We start from the raw sequence: 16102 nt of genomic DNA on the forward strand, positions 1-16102 counted from the left end.
CGGCCTGCGTCAGCAACTGAAACACGTGACAAGGGTATTTCAGACTTGTCCTACAGATCACTTCCCTAAATCGTGCAAGACGTGATGGTTATTAGCGATGACGCTGGCAATCAGCGACTCTCCAGGGAAGTCGGCCATCATGATGCCAACGGTCCGCTTGCTCGTACCCAAGGTGTTCAGTTTCTTGAGGTCGTCGCGGGTCAATACGAAGTTGCCGCGCGCTATTTATCTAATGACTCGGCCTCCAACCCCGACCGAACCTCGGATTACATACGCTTGTTCATTCCCTCGCCGCGCCAGCGGTGTAGAATCGGCCTATTCATCGCCAGTCATCCCCGGCGGGTTTATGAGCTCTGGCCAAGCACGCGGCGATCCCGCGCGGTCTTCGGCCCCATCCGTGCCAGTGGCAACCGGCCTGCGGCACAAAGGACAAGAGAAGCTCACTCCCCTTTTTGTGACCTGATTAAGCCGCCAGGAGTGTTTCATGCCTGATTATCGTTCCAAGACTTCCACCCACGGCCGCAACATGGCCGGCGCCCGTGCCTTGTGGCGCGCCACCGGCATGAAGGACGAAGACTTCAAGAAACCGATCATCGCCATCGCCAACTCGTTCACCCAGTTCGTCCCGGGCCATGTGCACCTGAAGGACCTGGGCCAGCTGGTCGCCCGCGAAATCGAACGCGCCGGTGGCGTGGCCAAGGAATTCAACACCATCGCGGTCGATGACGGCATAGCCATGGGCCACGATGGCATGCTGTATTCGCTGCCAAGCCGCGAGATCATTGCCGACGCCGTCGAGTACATGGTCAACGCCCACTGCGCCGACGCCATCGTCTGCATCTCCAACTGCGACAAGATCACCCCAGGCATGCTGATGGCGGCCTTGCGGCTGAACATCCCGGTGATCTTCGTGTCCGGCGGCCCAATGGAAGCCGGCAAGACCAAGCTGGCCAGCCACGGCCTGGACCTGGTCGACGCCATGGTCATCGCCGCCGACTCCACGGCGTCCGACGAGAAAGTCGCCGAATACGAGCGCAGCGCCTGCCCGACCTGCGGTTCGTGCTCCGGCATGTTCACCGCCAACTCGATGAACTGCCTGACCGAAGCCTTGGGCCTGGCCCTTCCGGGCAACGGTTCGACCCTGGCCACCCACGCCGACCGTGAGCAGCTGTTCCTCACTGCCGGGCGCACCATCGTCGAGCTGTGCAAGCGTTACTACCAGGAAAACGACGCCTCGGTACTGCCGCGCAGCATCGCCAACTTCAAGGCGTTCGAAAACGCCATGATGCTCGACATCGCCATGGGCGGTTCGACTAACACCATCCTGCACCTGCTGGCTGCAGCACAGGAAGGCGAAGTCGAATTCGACCTGCGCGACATCGATCGCCTGTCGCGCAAGGTGCCGCAGCTGTGCAAGGTGGCGCCCAACATCCAGAAGTACCACATGGAAGACGTGCACCGCGCTGGCGGCATCTTCAGCATCCTCGGGTCGTTGGCCCGTGGCGGCCTGCTGCACACCGACCTGCCGACCGTGCACAGCCGCAGCATGGAAGAAGCCATCGCCAAATGGGACATCACCCAGACCGATGACGAAGCCGTGCACACCTTCTTCAAGGCAGGCCCGGCCGGCATCCCGACGCAGACCGCCTTCAGCCAGTCGACCCGTTGGGAAACCCTCGACGACGACCGTGAAAACGGCTGCATCCGCAGCTTCGAACACGCCTACTCGCAAGAAGGCGGCCTGGCCGTGCTGTACGGCAACATCGCCCTGGACGGCTGCGTAGTGAAAACCGCTGGTGTCGACGAGTCGATCCACGTGTTCGAAGGCTCGGCGAAGATTTTCGAAAGCCAGGACAGCGCCGTGCGCGGCATCCTTGCCGACGAAGTGAAGGCCGGTGACATCGTGATCATTCGTTACGAAGGCCCGAAAGGCGGCCCGGGCATGCAAGAGATGCTCTACCCGACCTCGTATCTGAAGTCCAAGGGCCTGGGCAAGGCCTGCGCCCTGCTCACCGACGGCCGCTTCTCGGGCGGCACCTCGGGCCTGTCGATCGGCCACGCCTCGCCGGAAGCCGCCGCTGGCGGCGCCATCGGCCTGGTGCGCGACGGCGACAAAGTGCTGATCGACATCCCCAACCGGTCGATCAACCTGCTGGTCAGTGACGAAGAGCTGGCCCACCGCCGCATCGAGCAGGACAAGAAAGGCTGGAAGCCGGTCGAAGTCCGCCCACGCAAGGTGACCACTGCCCTGAAGGCCTATGCCCTGTTGGCGACCAGTGCCGACAAGGGTGCTGTGCGTAACAAGGCGATGCTTGAAGGGCTGTGAGGCTCTGACGGTGTTGTAGAAAACCGGCGCTCTGAGCGCCGGTTTTTTTATGCCTGCGCTCACCCCTGGATGGTTTTGCACGGGAGCGCAGAGACACCCATAAACACCGTGTTTATTGCTATCCCCGCCAAGTTGTTATTCCATAAGCCTCTAAGCAAATTACTTTTGGGTATAAATTCGTTTCTTTTCAGGCTGTTAGCATTTCCGTTCGCAATCGCTCACCAGAGGCGATGCCTCTTCTGCTTTTTCCTGGAGCTTCAATGAACCTGCCGCTATCTCTCAACCTGCTGGCGTTCCTGGCCTTGCTGCTGGGCTTGGCGCAAACCCGCCGCACCGACTGGAGCCTGGCCAAGAAGGTCCTGCTGGGCCTGGTGCTGGGCGTAGTGTTCGGCCTGGTCCTGCACACCCTTTACGGCGCCGGCCACCCCGTACTCAAGGCCACCATCAGCTGGCTCGACCTGGTCGGCAACGGTTACGTCGGCCTGCTGCAGATGATCGTCATGCCGCTGATCTTCGCCTCGATCCTCAGCGCCGTGGCCCGCCTGCACAACGCCTCGTCGCTGGGCCGCATCAGTGTGCTGAGCATCGGCACGCTGCTGTTGACCACCGCCATCGCCGCGCTGATCGGCATCGTCCTGACCAACCTGTTCGGCCTGAGCGCCGAAGGACTGGTGGCCGGTGTGCAGGAAAGCGCACGCATGCAGGTTATCCACAGCGACTACGCCGGTAAGGTCGCCGACCTGAATATCCCGCAGCTGCTGCTGTCGTTCATCCCCAGCAACCCGGTAGGCGACCTGGCCCGGGCCAAGCCGACCTCGATCATCAGCGTGGTGATCTTCGCCGTCTTCGTCGGCCTGGCCGCGCTGCAGCTGATCAAGGACGACGCCGAGAAGGGCCAGCGTGCCCTGTCGGCCATCGATACCCTGCAGGCCTGGGTGATGCGCCTGGTGCGGGTGGTGATGAAGCTCACCCCTTACGGCGTGCTGGCGTTGATGACAAAGGTGGTGGCCAGTTCGAACATGGAAGACATCCTCAAGCTCGGCAGCTTCGTGTTGGTTTCCTACCTGGGCCTGGCGCTAATGTTCGTGGTCCACGGCATCATCCTCGCCGCCACCGGCGTGAGCCCGCTGCGCTTCTTCCGCAAAGTCTGGCCGGTGCTGACGTTTGCCTTCACCAGCCGCTCCAGCGCCGCCAGCATCCCGCTGAACATCGAAGCGCAGACGCGTCGCCTGGGCGTGCCGCAGTCGATTGCCAGCTTCAGTGCATCGTTCGGCACCACCATCGGCCAGAACGGCTGCGCCGGGCTCTATCCCGCCATGTTGGCCGTGATGGTGGCGCCTGCGGTGGGCATCGACACCCTCGACCCGCTGTGGATCGCGACTCTGGTAGCAATTGTGACGTTGAGTTCGGCGGGCGTGGCTGGCGTCGGTGGCGGTGCGACCTTCGCCGCGCTGATCGTGCTGCCGGCCATGGGCTTGCCAGTCGAACTGGTGGCGCTGCTGATTTCAGTGGAGCCGCTGATCGACATGGGGCGCACGGCGTTGAACGTGAACGGCTCGATGACGGCTGGCGTTGTAACCAGCCAACTGCTGAAAGAGACCGACAAGGACGTGCTGGCTGGTGAGGAACATGCCGAGCTGAGTCATTCCTGACAGATTACCGGGGCCCTGCGTACACCGACCAATGTGGGGCCTTGTGTCGCGAAAGGGGCGCAAAGCGCCCCCGGCACTCTCAAATCAGTAACTGGCCCGCAAGGTCAATGTCAGGTTGCGCGGCTCACCATAGAAGTTCGAACCCCACGCACTGTCCACCCGCTCATAGTACTTACGGTCAAACAGGTTGTTGGCCGTCAGCGTCGAAGTCAGATGCTTGTTGAAGCGGTAACCCACTTGTGCGGTTGCCACGCTGTAGCCACCCTGAACAAAGTCGACATCGCGCTTGTAGTAGGTCTCGCTCACGACGCGCACCCCACCCCCAACGCTGAACCCTGTCAGCGGCCCATCGCTGAACTCGTACCGTGTCCACAGATTGAAATTGTGCTTCGGCGTGATGCTGATGCCCTGGTAGTTCTCCTCGCTCATCGATTTCAGCATGGTGAACGCATAGCCGGTGCTGATGCTCCAGTTATCGGTCAGGTTGCCGGACAGCTCGGTCTCCCATCCCTGGCTGCGCACCTTGGCCTGCGCTTCGTAGTAAGCGGTCTGGCTGACCGACTGTGCACGGTTTTCGTCGTAGATGCGGAACACCGCCACACTGCCATTCAGGCGGCCATCGAAAAATTCGCGCTTGAGCCCCAGTTCGTACTGTTTGCCCTTGCGCGGGTCAATCGGCTGGCCGGCAGCATCAACCTCAGTCTGCGGTTTGAAGATGCTGGTATAGCTGGCATAGGCCGAAACCTCCGGCGTCAGCTTGGCAATCAGCGCCGCATAGGGGATGAACTTGTGATCGATGTTGGTCTCGGAGCTATTGAACTGATTGAAGAACGGGTTGGCGTTGCGCGCCTCACTGTCGAACCAGGTCACGCGGCCGCCGACAATCACATCCAACCAGTCGGTGGCACTGATCTTGGCTCGGGTATAGGCTCCGTACTGGTTCGACTTGGACCAGTTGCCGTTGACCATCTCGTACTCCTGCTTGGGAATATCGATACTGCCCGGGTTGAACACATTGATGTCGAAGTACTCGCCGCCACCGTAGGTAAAGTCTTTGTCCAGATGCTGATATTCAGCGCCGACAGTGAACTCATGGCTGCGCCCGAACACCTCCACCGGCAAGGTGACGAAGCTATCCACACCCACCGACTTGATGTGCGTGTAGTAGGAGTAGGCGACCGCAGCGCTGTCCCCGGTCTGCGGATTGACCGCATCATCGCTCCAGGTGAAGTTACGGGTCGGCGTCTCGGCATCGCGGTAGGTCAGCGAGGTCTTGAACTGGCCGCCATTGTCCAGCGCATGGTCAATTTCGAAGAAGCTCTCCCACAGGCGCTCGTCCAGCTCGTTCCACTTGGCATCCACGAAGGTCGAGCGGCTGACATCGAGCAGCTTGCCACTGGCGTAAGCCGGCAAGCCGAAAGCTGGCGTAGAGTTGTTGCGCTGATAGGCGCCACCGAAGGAAAGCGTGGTTGCCGGCGTGATGTCATATTCCAGGCGGCCGTAGATCATCGGCCGCTCGTTTTGCGCGTAATCGACGAACGACTGGTTGTTCTCGTAGGCCGTGACGAAACGACCACGCAAAGTGCCCTGGTCGTTCAGCGGCCCGGTGATATCGACCGTGGAGTGGTAATGATCGTAACTGCCTGCAGACAACTCGCCAGACAGACCGAACTGGCCAAGCGCCCGTTTACGCACCAGGTTGATGGTGCCACCTGGCTCGCCCGCCCCTTGGTACAACCCTGAAGGCCCCCGCAGCACCTCGACCCGGTCGAACATCGCCAGGTCAAAGCTGGTGGCCATGTCTCCCTGGCCCGTACGTTGCGACACGCCGTCGACCTGCACCTGATCGACCAGGAAGCCGCGCATGTACACATCGTTCAGGTTGGAGCCGGCGTTATAGGACTTGATCGTGGCACCTGTCACTTGCCGCATGGCGTCCTGCAGGCTGTTCATGTTCTGGTCGTCCAGCCGCTGGCGGGTAACCACCGAGACCGACTGCGGGATGTCCTTGAGTTTCTGCTCGCCCTTGCCGATGGTCAGGGCACCGGTCGTGTAGGAGCCGCTACCTTCGGTGGTGGCCGCAAGCTGCTGACTGTCGATCCTGGTGGCCCCCAGTTGCAATGAACCATCGTCGCCGCTGCCGCCCCGGTGCAGTGTGACGCTATCGCCATCGATGTAGCTGGCACTCAGCCCGGTTCCCTGTAGCAGGCGGCTCAGCGCCTGGTCCTGTGAGTAGCTGCCGCTTACCCCCGGCGAATGCAGACCCTGAGTGAACTCGCCGGGTACCAGCACCTGAACCCGCGTCACCGCACTGAAGGCTGCCAGGGCCGAGTCCAGCGTCTGCGCCGGAATCTCGAAACGATAGGCCTGAGCTTGAGTGGCAGCAATGGCGTGCAAGGGCACGGCCAGTGCACCACAGCCAAGCGCTACAGCCAGGCCGAGCGCAGTGCGCGTGGCGATGATGTTCATGTGGTGAGGCTCCCCGAATTCGTCCTGATGATCGATGGCGCGGCACTGTCTGAGAGTGCTTATTATTTGCGCCTACCCAATCAAGGACGATGATCTGTCAGGAATCCCCGTAAGTTTTTTGAAATTCTTCGTTCAACCTTCGTGAAGAACGCGCAGGTAAGGCGTGAACTGCTCCGCACGCAACCCCAACGTATGAGAAAGCGCCTTTAGGACCGCATCGGGCTTGTCGATCTCGAATACGCCAGACACTTTGCGCTGGCGCAAGTCATCGCCCAGCAGCACGGTCTGGCCCGGCCAGTAGCGATTCAACTCGGCGACCACTTGCGCTAGCGGTTGCTGGCTGAACACCAGTTGGCGCTGCCGCCAGGCAAAGGCACTGGCCAGGTCGAACGGATGCAGGGCAGCGAGCGACCCCGACGCGTACTCCACCGCCTGGCCCGGTTCGAGGAATATGCCCTCGCCACGCCCTGCATTGACCTCGACCTTGCCCTGGGCGACTTTGACACGTGTCTGCCCAGCAGCACTGGCTACACTGAAGCGGGTGCCGACAACCCGGACCCAGCCGTCGCCCGCATTCACCACGAATGGCCGACCAGGGTCGCGCGCCACGTCGAACCAGGCTTCACCGCGTAACAGCCGAACCCGCCGCTCACCCTCCGTCAGCTCGACCTGCAGTGCCGTGTCGGAGTTCAGTTGTAGCTGCGAACCATCCGCCAAGCGGACGCTACGCGATTTACCCGTAGTCGTCGCATAGTCGGCGCGCCAGCGGTCAAGGAAAGGCGTCTGGCCAATCAGCAGGCCAAGCAACAGTGCCGCCGCTGCACCCTGCACAACCTTGCGCCACTTTCGCCGAGCAGGCCTGCGCCACTGTTGGCGCTGCAGTTCACGCAGGCGAGCAGCAGGAACCTGCAATGCACCGAGCAACCGGATGACCTCGTCCCAAGCCTGTGCCTGTGCCGCCCCAGTTGCCATCCATGCTGCAAACGCCGCCTGTTCCTCGGGCGTGACGTCGTCTGCCTGCAGCCGGTAGTACCAGCCAGTGGCTTCGGCGAACAGCTCGTCGCTATCTGGCGCTTCGCTCATCGGGTTATTCATTGATCCAGGTTTCATGACTGCGCCAACCTCGCCTGGCCCACCAGTTGCCGCTTGATGAAGGCTCGGCAGTCGAGCAGTGCTCGGCGCAATTGGTATTCGACGCTGCGTGGCGTAATGTTCATGCGCTCGCCGATTTCCCGATAGCTGCAGCCGTCCACATGATAGAGCAGAAAAATATGCCGGGTAGCGTCGGGCAGAGCCTCGATCGCAGCCTGCATCAGGGCGTTCTGCTGCTGGTCGAACAGTTGCTCTTCGACACCGGGGTCGTCGCTGGCCAGTTCTTCACTTGGCTCGCCACACTCCAGACGCTCGCGACGAATGACCTGGCGCTGGTGGTCGCGTACCAGGTTGCTGGCAATGGTGAAAAGAAACGCAGGCAGATTGTCTATCTGCTTGTCGGCCGGCAGCCGGGCCAGGCGCAGGAACGACTCCTGGGTCAGGTCGGCGGCCACCTGAGCATTGCCGGTACGACGTGCGACAAACGCCTCCAGCGCTTTCTTCTGCTCGGTGAACAGCCGAGCGATCTGCTTGTTCCATGAAGACACGGCACGTCTCGGCTCAAGGTCTCAAGAGCTGCGCACGCTAGCAGAAGATGAGATGCATTCGCAATTGCTTATTGCAGACGCAGCCCCAGCAATTTCAGACCTTGTCCCAGACTTCGAAGTGGTATGCAGGTCTGCCTTCTTCAGCTTGTGCCTCGCTCGACACCAACCTCCACTGGCCCGCATCAAACTCCGGGAACCAGGCATCGCCTTCCGGTTCCAGCTCTACGCGCGTCAGGTACATCCGGCTCACCAGCCCCTTTTCCAGCGCCTGACCATAGAGCTGCGCCCCGCCAATCAGCATCAACTCTTCAACACCCTGCTCACGCGCCCACTGCTCGGCCCGCGCCACCGCTGCCTCCAGCGAGGCGAACACCTCGGCCCCGGCCAGTTGCAGACCCGTCTGCCGGCTGACCACGATATTCAACCGCCCCGGCAACGGCCGGCCCAGTGAATCCCAGGTCTTGCGCCCCATGATGATCGGCTTGCCCAGGGTGGTGGCCTTGAAGTACTTGAAATCCCCCGGCAGGTGCCAGGGCATGGAGTTGTCGATACCGATCACGCGGTTCTCGGCGTGAGCCGCGATCAGGCTGAGGGGGAGTGATGTATTCATGCCAGCGAGGATAGCACCGGGCGTGTGGGTTATGCTTCTGCACTGAACCACGCAATGGAAGACCTTGTGACTGCACCGACTGCACTGGACAAGCGCTGGCTCACCGAAGCGGTACGCCTGCGCGAGGAACACGCAGGCCTCCTGGACGACCAGGAGGCCAACCGCCACGCCCGCCAGCAAGGCGGCGACCTGGCGGCGCGCATCGAAACCCGCGCGCTGTGGCTGGCCGAACGCGATGGCATGAGCGCGGCCTTGCGCCACTGGAAGCAGGGCGCACGCCTGGCGCTGCTGGCCCTGATGCTGTTGGCCATGTTCAGCGGTGCCGGCCTGGCCTTCGCCGCCCTGGGCGACGGGCAGCGCCCGGTCAACGTGTTCTGGGCCCTGGGCAGCCTGCTCGGGCTGAACCTGCTGATGCTGCTGGGCTGGGCCGTGGGTTTTGCCTTGAGTGGCGAGCACGGGGCCAGCCTCGGTCGACTGTGGTTGTGGTTGAGCGAACGCTTCGCCCGCGATGCCAAGGCCGCGCACCTGGCGCCGGCACTGCTGGTGCTGCTGCAACGTCAGCGCCTGAACCGCTGGCTGCTTGGCGCCCTTGTGCACAGCCTGTGGCTGCTGGCGATGCTCGCCGCCCTGGTCATGCTCCTGACCTTGCTGGCTACCCGCCGCTATGGTTTTGTCTGGGAAACCACGCTGCTTGCCGCCGACCCGTTCATTCACCTGACCCAAACCCTCGGCGCGCTGCCTTCGCTGCTCGGTTTTGCGGTGCCGGACGAGGTCATGATCCGCGCCAGTGGCGACACCCTCCCCGCCCTTGAGATTGCCCGCCAAGCCTGGGCCAGCTGGTTGCTCGGCGTGGTGCTGGTGTATGGCCTGCTGCCGCGCCTGCTGCTGGCCGGGCTGTGCCTGTGGCGCTGGCGCCAGGGCCGTAACCGGCTGTCGCTTGACCTCAGCCTGCCCGGCTACGCGCAATTGCGTGACGCACTGATGCCCCGCAGCGAACGCATTGGCGTACAGGATGCCGCTCCTGATGCGCTGCCGCAGTACCACGCTGGTCAGCTGGAAAGCGGCAGTAGCGGCGCCCTGCTGGTGGGCCTGGAACTGGACGACCAGCGCCCCTGGCCACCCGCCCTGCCCAAGGCAGTGACCGACGCCGGCGTGCTCGACAGCCGCGAGTCACGCAACAAGCTGCTCGAGCAGCTCAGCCGCTTTCCGCCGGCACGTCTGGCCATCGCCTGCGACCCGCGCCGCTCGCCCGACCGCGGCAGCCTGGCGCTGCTCGCGGAGCTGGCGCGCCATGCCGGTGCCACACGCATCTGGCTGCTGCAAGCCGCCCCCGGCCACGCCCTGGACGCCGAGCGCCTGGGTGACTGGCATGACGCCCTCGATCGCCTCGGCCTGCCCCATGCCGACACCTCGCCCCTGACCTGGCTGGAGCATGGCCATGACTGAGCCGCTGAAACTGGCCGTGGTCGGCCATACCAACGTCGGCAAGACCTCGTTGCTGCGCACCCTCACCCGCGACGTCGGCTTCGGCGAGGTCTCGCACCGCCCCAGTACCACCCGCCACGTCGAAGGAGCGCGGCTGTCGGTGGACGGCGAACCTCTGCTCGAACTCTACGACACCCCCGGCCTGGAAGACGCCATCGCCCTGCTCGACTACCTCGAGCGCCTGGAACGCCCCGGTGAACGCCTGGACGGCCCGGCCCGCCTCGAACGCTTTCTGCAAGGCAGCGAAGCGCGCCAGCGTTTCGAGCAGGAAGCCAAGGTGCTGCGCCAGTTGCTGGCCAGCAACGCCGGCCTGTATGTGATCGACGCCCGCGAGCCGGTATTGGCCAAGTACCGCGACGAACTGGAAGTACTGGCCAGCTGCGGCAAGCCGCTGTTGCCGGTGCTCAACTTCGTCGCCAGCAGCCAGCACCGCGAACCGGAATGGCGTGAAGCCCTCGCCCGGCTTGGGCTTCACGCGTTGGTGCGGTTCGACAGCGTGGCCCCGCCAGAAGACGGTGAGCGTCGGCTGTACGAAAGCCTCGCACTGCTGCTGGAGGACGCCCGGCCAGCCCTGCAACGGCTGATCGATGACCAGCAGGCCCAGCGCCTGGCACGCCAGCACAGCGGCAAGCGGCTGATCGCCGAACTGCTGCTCGACTGCGCCGCCTGCCGGCGCAGCGTAGAAGCCGAGCCAGCAGCTGAAGCCAGGGCTATCGAGGCCTTGCGTCAGGATATACGCCAGCGCGAGCAGCGTTGCGTGGAGGCGCTGCTCAAGCTGTATGCCTTCCGCCGTGAGGATGCCAACGCCGGTGATCTGCCACTGCTGGATGGACGCTGGGGCGATGACCTGTTCAATCCCGAGACCCTGAAATTGCTGGGTGTACGCCTGGGTAGCGGCGTGGCGGCCGGGGCTGCGGCCGGTGCCGGCGTGGATCTGCTGGTTGGCGGCCTGACCCTCGGCGCTGCCGCGCTGGCTGGTGCCATTGCCGGTGGTGCGCTGCAGACGGCACGCAACTATGGTTCGCGCTTGATGGGCAAGCTGAAGGGCCAACGCGAGCTGACGGTGGATGACACGGTGCTGCGGCTGCTGGCCTTGCGTCAGCAGCAGCTGATGGTGGCGCTGGATAACCGTGGGCATGCGGCGCAGGACAGCATCCGCCTGGCCGAGCTGGATGAGAAGGCCTGGCGCCAGGGAAAACTGCCGGAAGCGTTGAGCAAGGCGCGGGCGCATCCGCAGTGGTCGACGCTCAACCCAGGGGCGAAGCTGAATCAGGCTGAGCGGCAGGAACAGCTGGAGGCGTTGGTTTCACAGATATGAATCAGCAGGTCTGGCCTCTTCGCGGGGCAAGCCCGCGAAGAGGCCGGTACAGGCAATCCTCAAAGCAAGGCCAGTGCCTTCTCTTTCAGCAGCTCCAGATCCATCACCGGCACCCCGACCTCCTTGGCCATCTCGTCCCACTCCCGCATCCGCAAGCTCACCTCGAACAGCGGATCGCGCTCGAACGCATCCGCCTCGTCCGGGCTCATCACTCCCCCCTGGTATTCCAGGGTCCGCCGGCTCGCTTCGCTCAACCGTTCGTAGTACCCCGGCTGACTCAAGGTCAGGTAACGCTTGGCCTCCACGTGATACTGCACCAGCCGCGCCATGCGCTCGCCGAAGCCACAACGGCGCAGGAATTCGGCGCCGATGCGCTCATGGCTGACCACGCCGTAACCACCCATGCTGGCGTCACCGCCGCACAAGTGGCCAATGTCGTGGAAGAATGCCGCCAGCACCACTTCATCGTCGAAGCCCTCGGCCATGGCCAGCTGCGCAGCCTGGGACATGTGTTCGAGCTGGTTGATGGCTTCGCCGATGTAGTCGTCGCTGCCATGCTGCTCGTACAAGATGAACAGTTTGTCGATGGTCTGGGCTGGTGTCTGCATTGGCTTCGTTCCCGGGATTATTGCTGGGCCACTTTCTCCGACTTGCCGTCATAGCGCTTGCGCCATTCGCTGAGGATGTCGTCGCGGTTCTTCGAGGCCCAGGCAAAGTCGTTCTTGATCAGGCGCTGTTCATAGTCGGCCGGCAGCTCGGTCTGCGGCTTGGCGATGCCTGGCGCGGCCAGTACGGCAAAGTTGTCCTTGTACAGCTCCATGGCCGCCGGGCTTGCCGAAAAATCAGCCAGCCGCCTGGCCGCGTCAGCCTTCGGCGACCCCTTGATCACGGCCGTCGCCTCGATCTCCCAGCCTAGCCCTTCTTTGGGCAATACGATGTCAAGCGGCGCACCCTGGCGCTTGAGCTGCACGGCCGGGTACTCGAACGAGATACCAATCGGGAACTCGCCGGCCGCCGCCAGCTTGCACGGCTTGGAGCCGGAGTGCACGTACTGGCCGATGTTCTGGTGCAGAGCGTCCATGTATGCCCAGCCCTGGGGCTCGCCAAAGGTCTGCAGCCAGGCACTGACGTCAAGGAAGCCGGTACCGGACGAGGCCGGGTTGGGCATGACGATCTTGCCTTTGTATTCAGGCTTGGTCAGGTCCTGCCAGCTCACCGGTTTGCTCAGGCCCTGCTTCTCGGCTTCGATGGTGTTGAAGCAGATGGTCGCGGCCCACACGTCCATGCCAACCCAGGCTGGCGGGTTGGCGGCGTCGCGGTAGTTCGCGGAGATCTTGCCCAGGTCTTTCGGTGCGTACGCTTCCAGCATGCCGTTCTGGTCGAGAATGGCCAGGCTGGAAGCGGCCAGCCCCCAGACCGCGTCGGCCTGCGGGCGGTCCTTCTCGGCCAGCAGCTTGGCGGTGATGATGCCGGTGGAGTCACGCACCCACTTGATCTCGATGTCCGGGTTGGCCTTTTCGAAGGCCTGCTTGTAGCTCTTGAGTTGCTCGGCCTCCAGGGCGGTGTAGACGGTCAGCTGGGTGGCGGCGGCCGAAGCCTGCAGGCTGAAGACGGCGGATACGGCAGCGGCAAGTGCGAGGGGCTTGAACATGATGCGTTTCCTGTGGGTATGGGCAGTCGGTCAATGGCCGGGGGCGCGCTGGCGCCAGGCCTGGGAGCGGCGCAGCAGGCCGCGTGAAGCGCCGGCCAGCAGCAGGGATGCGGCGGCGCTGGTCAGCAGGATCAGGGTCGACATGGCAGCGGCGCCGCCAACGTTGCCGGCATCGTCCATGTTCAACACGGCGACGGCGGCGAGGATGGTGTCGGGGCTGTAGAGGAAGATCGCGGCCGACACGGTGGTCATCGCCGAGACGAACAGGTAGCGGATGATGTCCAGCAGCGCCGGCAGGCAGATCGGCACGGTGACCCGCACGAAATGTTTGTACAGCGGCGCCTTGAGCGACAGCGCAGCGGCCTCGAACTCGCCGTCGAGCTGGCGCAGCGCGGTGGCGGCGGTCATCTGCGCGGTGGTCAGGTAGTGGGCGATGGTGCACAGCACCAGCAGCGCCATGCCGCCATAGAACACGTGCAACGGGTTGCCGCCGAGGTTGAAGAAGAACACGTAGCCCAGGCCCAGCACCAACCCGGGGACCGCCATGGGGATGAAGCTGAGCAGGCGCAGGGCCTGATTGAGCAGGCGCTGACCCTGGGTTTTCTCCATCAGGTAGGCACCGGTGAAGATCACGATGCTGCCGATCAGCGCGGTGCACACAGCCATGGTCACGCTGTTGCGGTAGGCCAGCCAACCGCCACCGGCGGTGTCGTCGAACCTGTAGTGCTTGAACGACAGGGTCAGGTTGTACGGCCAGAACGTGACCAGCGACGAGTACACCGCCATGCCGATCACCACCAACAGCGCCGCGCAGACCAGCAGCACGATGGCCAGGAAACAGGCGTCACGGCAGCGCGAGGGCTTGGGTTCGAACACCTGGGCACGGCCACTCATCGCCTCGCCCTGGTGCCGCCGCAGCCAGGCATCGACGCCAAAGCTGAGCAGCGCCGGCAGCAGGAGTACCATGCCGATCAACGCGCCCCGGCCAAACTGCTGCTGGCCGACCACCGCCTTGTAGGCTTCCAACGCCAGCACCTGATAATCGCCGCCCACCACGACCGGCACGCCGAAGTCGGTAATGGTCAAGGTGAACACCAGGCAAAAAGCGGCGAACACCGCCTGACGCGTGGCGGGCCAGGTGATGCTGCGGAACGCCCGCCACGGTCCGGCGCCCATGCTCGACGCGGCGTCAAACAGCCTTGCATCAGCCAGCGACAGCGCCGAGAGGAGAATCATCAGCGCATGTGGGAAGGTGTAGATGGCCTCGCCGAGGACAATGCCCCAGAAGCCGTAGATGTTGTCGCTGAGCAAGCTGCGCAGCAGGCCCTGATTGCCGAACAGATAGACCAGGGCAATCGCCGGCAGCATCGACGGCGCCAGCAGCGGTAGCAGCGAAATGCCACGCCACAGGCCCTTGGCCGGTATCAGCGTGCGCTGCAACGCGTAGGCGAACAGGTAGGCCAGCGGCACCACGATCGCAGCGACGGTGCAGGCCACCGACAGACTGTTGCCGAGCAACCAATGGAAGTTTTCGCTGGCGAACAGTTCGCGGGCCGCCAGCAAACCACCGCCCTGCCCGGCTTCACCGCTGAAGCCTTTCCAGAAAATGGCCAGCAGTGGCATCACCACGGCCAGCAGCAGAAGAACCAGCAGCAGGCTCTTGCCACCGAGGACGAACAGTCGGTCACCCAGGGCGACGTCGCCGCGTCGCGCATCCTTGGTCTGGTTCAGCGGCAAAGACATTGGCGCGGCCATCTCAGGCAAACACCTGCAGGCTCTGCGGTGGCAGTGCCACCCAGATGTCCTGCGAGCCCAGGAGCGGCATGGCTTCGGGCGCCAGCTCGGCAAGCAGCGCATGGCCGGGCAGGGCCTTGAGCTCGAAGCTCATGCGGCAGCGGTTGCCGAGGAAGGTGATTTCGCGCACCTTGGCCGGGAACAGGTTTTCCTCATGCACCACCGGGTTCACGGTGATGGCCTCCGGGCGGCAGAACAGCCGGCCACTGCGGGCGCTACCGGCGTTGGTCGCCAGGCGCATGCTCATGGCGCCGACCTGGGCATGGCTGTCGCTGCTGCGCTGGAACGGCAGCCAGTTACCCTGGCCGACGAACTCGGCCACGAACGGCGTGGCTGGCTGGTCGTAGATTTCCTGCGGGGTCGCATATTGCTCGACCTGGCCGTTGTTCATCACTGCGATGCGGTCGGCCATGAGCATGGCTTCGTCCTGGTTGTGGGTGACCATCAGCGTGGTAATGCCCAGCTGGCGCTGCAGCTGGCGCAGCTCGGTGCACAGGTGCTCACGAACACGGGCATCCAGCGCCGACATCGGTTCGTCGAGCAGCAGCAACGACGGCGACGGCGCCAGCGCACGGGCCAGGGCCACACGCTGCTGCTGGCCGCCGGACAGCTGGCCGGGGTATTTCTTCTCGCTTCCGCCCAGGCCGACCAGCTCGAGCATTTCCGTCACGCGCTGGCGGCTCTCGTCTCGGCTGGTGCCGGTCAGGCCATAGGCGATATTGGCTTCGACGGTAAGGTTGGGGAACAGCGCGTAGGACTGGAACAGGATGCCGTAGTCACGGGCCTGTGGTGGCAGCTCGGAGATGTCACGATCGCCGATGTACAACGTGCCACGGTCCTGGCGTTCGAGGCCGGCGATACAGCGCAGCAGGGTGGTCTTGCCGCAACCGGACGGGCCAAGCAGGCAGACCAGCTCACCGGCGGCGATGTCCAGGGACACATTGTTCAGCGCCGTGAAGGCACCGAAACGCTTGTGGATACCGCGCACTTTCATTTGTGCGCCCGGGGTGGCGTGGTTCATGGCAAGGCCTCATCGAACAAGTGAGGGCCATGCTAGGAAGGCTGTGCGAAGGTTCTGTGGCGTTTGGGCAAAAGCCGGTGATAGTGGTATAGGCAGATTTTGTAGTGGCCTTGCGGGCCTCTTCGCGGGCACGCCC

General features: G+C 63.6%; 12 protein-coding genes. 4 read left to right on the plus strand and 8 right to left on the minus strand.

Going from position 1 to position 16102, the window contains the following annotated elements:
* Positions 1–484 precede the first annotated feature (484 nt).
* Positions 485–2326: a dihydroxy-acid dehydratase gene (gene ilvD / locus ACIPW4_RS09790; protein WP_400657095.1), complete on the plus strand. Its 1842-nt coding sequence runs from the start codon at positions 485–487 to the stop codon at positions 2324–2326.
* Between the two features lie 260 nt (positions 2327–2586).
* On the plus strand, positions 2587–3978 hold the full coding sequence (locus tag ACIPW4_RS09795; protein ID WP_400657098.1) for an L-cystine transporter: 1392 nt from the start codon (positions 2587–2589) through the stop codon (positions 3976–3978).
* 84 nt (positions 3979–4062) lie between these two features.
* On the opposite strand, the gene ACIPW4_RS09800 is transcribed toward ACIPW4_RS09795, so the two are convergent.
* From ACIPW4_RS09800 to ACIPW4_RS09815, 4 genes are all read right to left on the minus strand, one after another.
* A complete protein-coding gene (locus tag ACIPW4_RS09800; protein ID WP_400657100.1) occupies positions 4063–6447 on the minus strand; it encodes a TonB-dependent siderophore receptor in 2385 nt (794 codons plus the stop codon).
* A gap of 132 nt (positions 6448–6579) precedes the next feature.
* Positions 6580–7557, minus strand: coding sequence for a FecR family protein (locus ACIPW4_RS09805; RefSeq protein WP_400657102.1), 978 nt, complete (start codon positions 7555–7557; stop codon positions 6580–6582).
* Positions 7554–8087 (minus strand): RNA polymerase sigma factor, encoded by a 534-nt coding sequence (locus ACIPW4_RS09810; protein WP_400657104.1) that lies wholly within the window; start codon positions 8085–8087, stop codon positions 7554–7556. Before ACIPW4_RS09810 ends, ACIPW4_RS09805 begins: the two co-directional genes overlap by 4 nt.
* A gap of 94 nt (positions 8088–8181) precedes the next feature.
* Entirely contained in the window at positions 8182–8697 is a 516-nt protein-coding gene (locus ACIPW4_RS09815; RefSeq protein WP_400657107.1) for a dihydrofolate reductase, read from the minus strand.
* A 54-nt stretch (positions 8698–8751) separates the two neighbouring features.
* Here ACIPW4_RS09815 and ACIPW4_RS09820 point away from each other — a divergent pair, with 54 nt between their 5' ends.
* Both ACIPW4_RS09820 and ACIPW4_RS09825 read left to right on the plus strand, forming a co-directional pair.
* On the plus strand, positions 8752–10143 hold the full coding sequence (locus ACIPW4_RS09820; RefSeq protein ID WP_400657110.1) for a DUF2868 domain-containing protein: 1392 nt from the start codon (positions 8752–8754) through the stop codon (positions 10141–10143).
* The gene (locus ACIPW4_RS09825; RefSeq protein WP_400657112.1) at positions 10136–11500 is read left to right on the plus strand and encodes a GTPase/DUF3482 domain-containing protein; all 1365 of its coding nucleotides are present in this window, start codon (positions 10136–10138) and stop codon (positions 11498–11500) included. Before ACIPW4_RS09820 ends, ACIPW4_RS09825 begins: the two co-directional genes overlap by 8 nt.
* Positions 11501–11559: 59 nt before the next feature.
* On the opposite strand, the gene ACIPW4_RS09830 is transcribed toward ACIPW4_RS09825, so the two are convergent.
* From ACIPW4_RS09830 to ACIPW4_RS09845, 4 genes are read right to left on the minus strand one after another with little or no spacing between them, the layout of a single operon-like run.
* Positions 11560–12108 (minus strand): phosphonate degradation HD-domain oxygenase, encoded by a 549-nt coding sequence (locus tag ACIPW4_RS09830; RefSeq protein ID WP_400657114.1) that lies wholly within the window; start codon positions 12106–12108, stop codon positions 11560–11562.
* Between the two features lie 17 nt (positions 12109–12125).
* Positions 12126–13151, minus strand: a complete 1026-nt coding sequence (locus ACIPW4_RS09835) for a putative 2-aminoethylphosphonate ABC transporter substrate-binding protein (protein ID WP_400657116.1) — start codon at positions 13149–13151, stop codon at positions 12126–12128.
* 30 nt (positions 13152–13181) lie between these two features.
* A complete protein-coding gene (locus tag ACIPW4_RS09840; protein ID WP_400657118.1) occupies positions 13182–14906 on the minus strand; it encodes a putative 2-aminoethylphosphonate ABC transporter permease subunit in 1725 nt (574 codons plus the stop codon).
* Position 14907: 1 nt separating this feature from the next.
* Positions 14908–15966, minus strand: coding sequence for a putative 2-aminoethylphosphonate ABC transporter ATP-binding protein (locus tag ACIPW4_RS09845; protein WP_400657120.1), 1059 nt, complete (start codon positions 15964–15966; stop codon positions 14908–14910).
* Positions 15967–16102: the final 136 nt, after the last annotated feature.

The organism is Pseudomonas sp. NPDC089996 (assembly GCF_044748405.1).
GTDB lineage: Bacteria > Pseudomonadota > Gammaproteobacteria > Pseudomonadales > Pseudomonadaceae > Aquipseudomonas.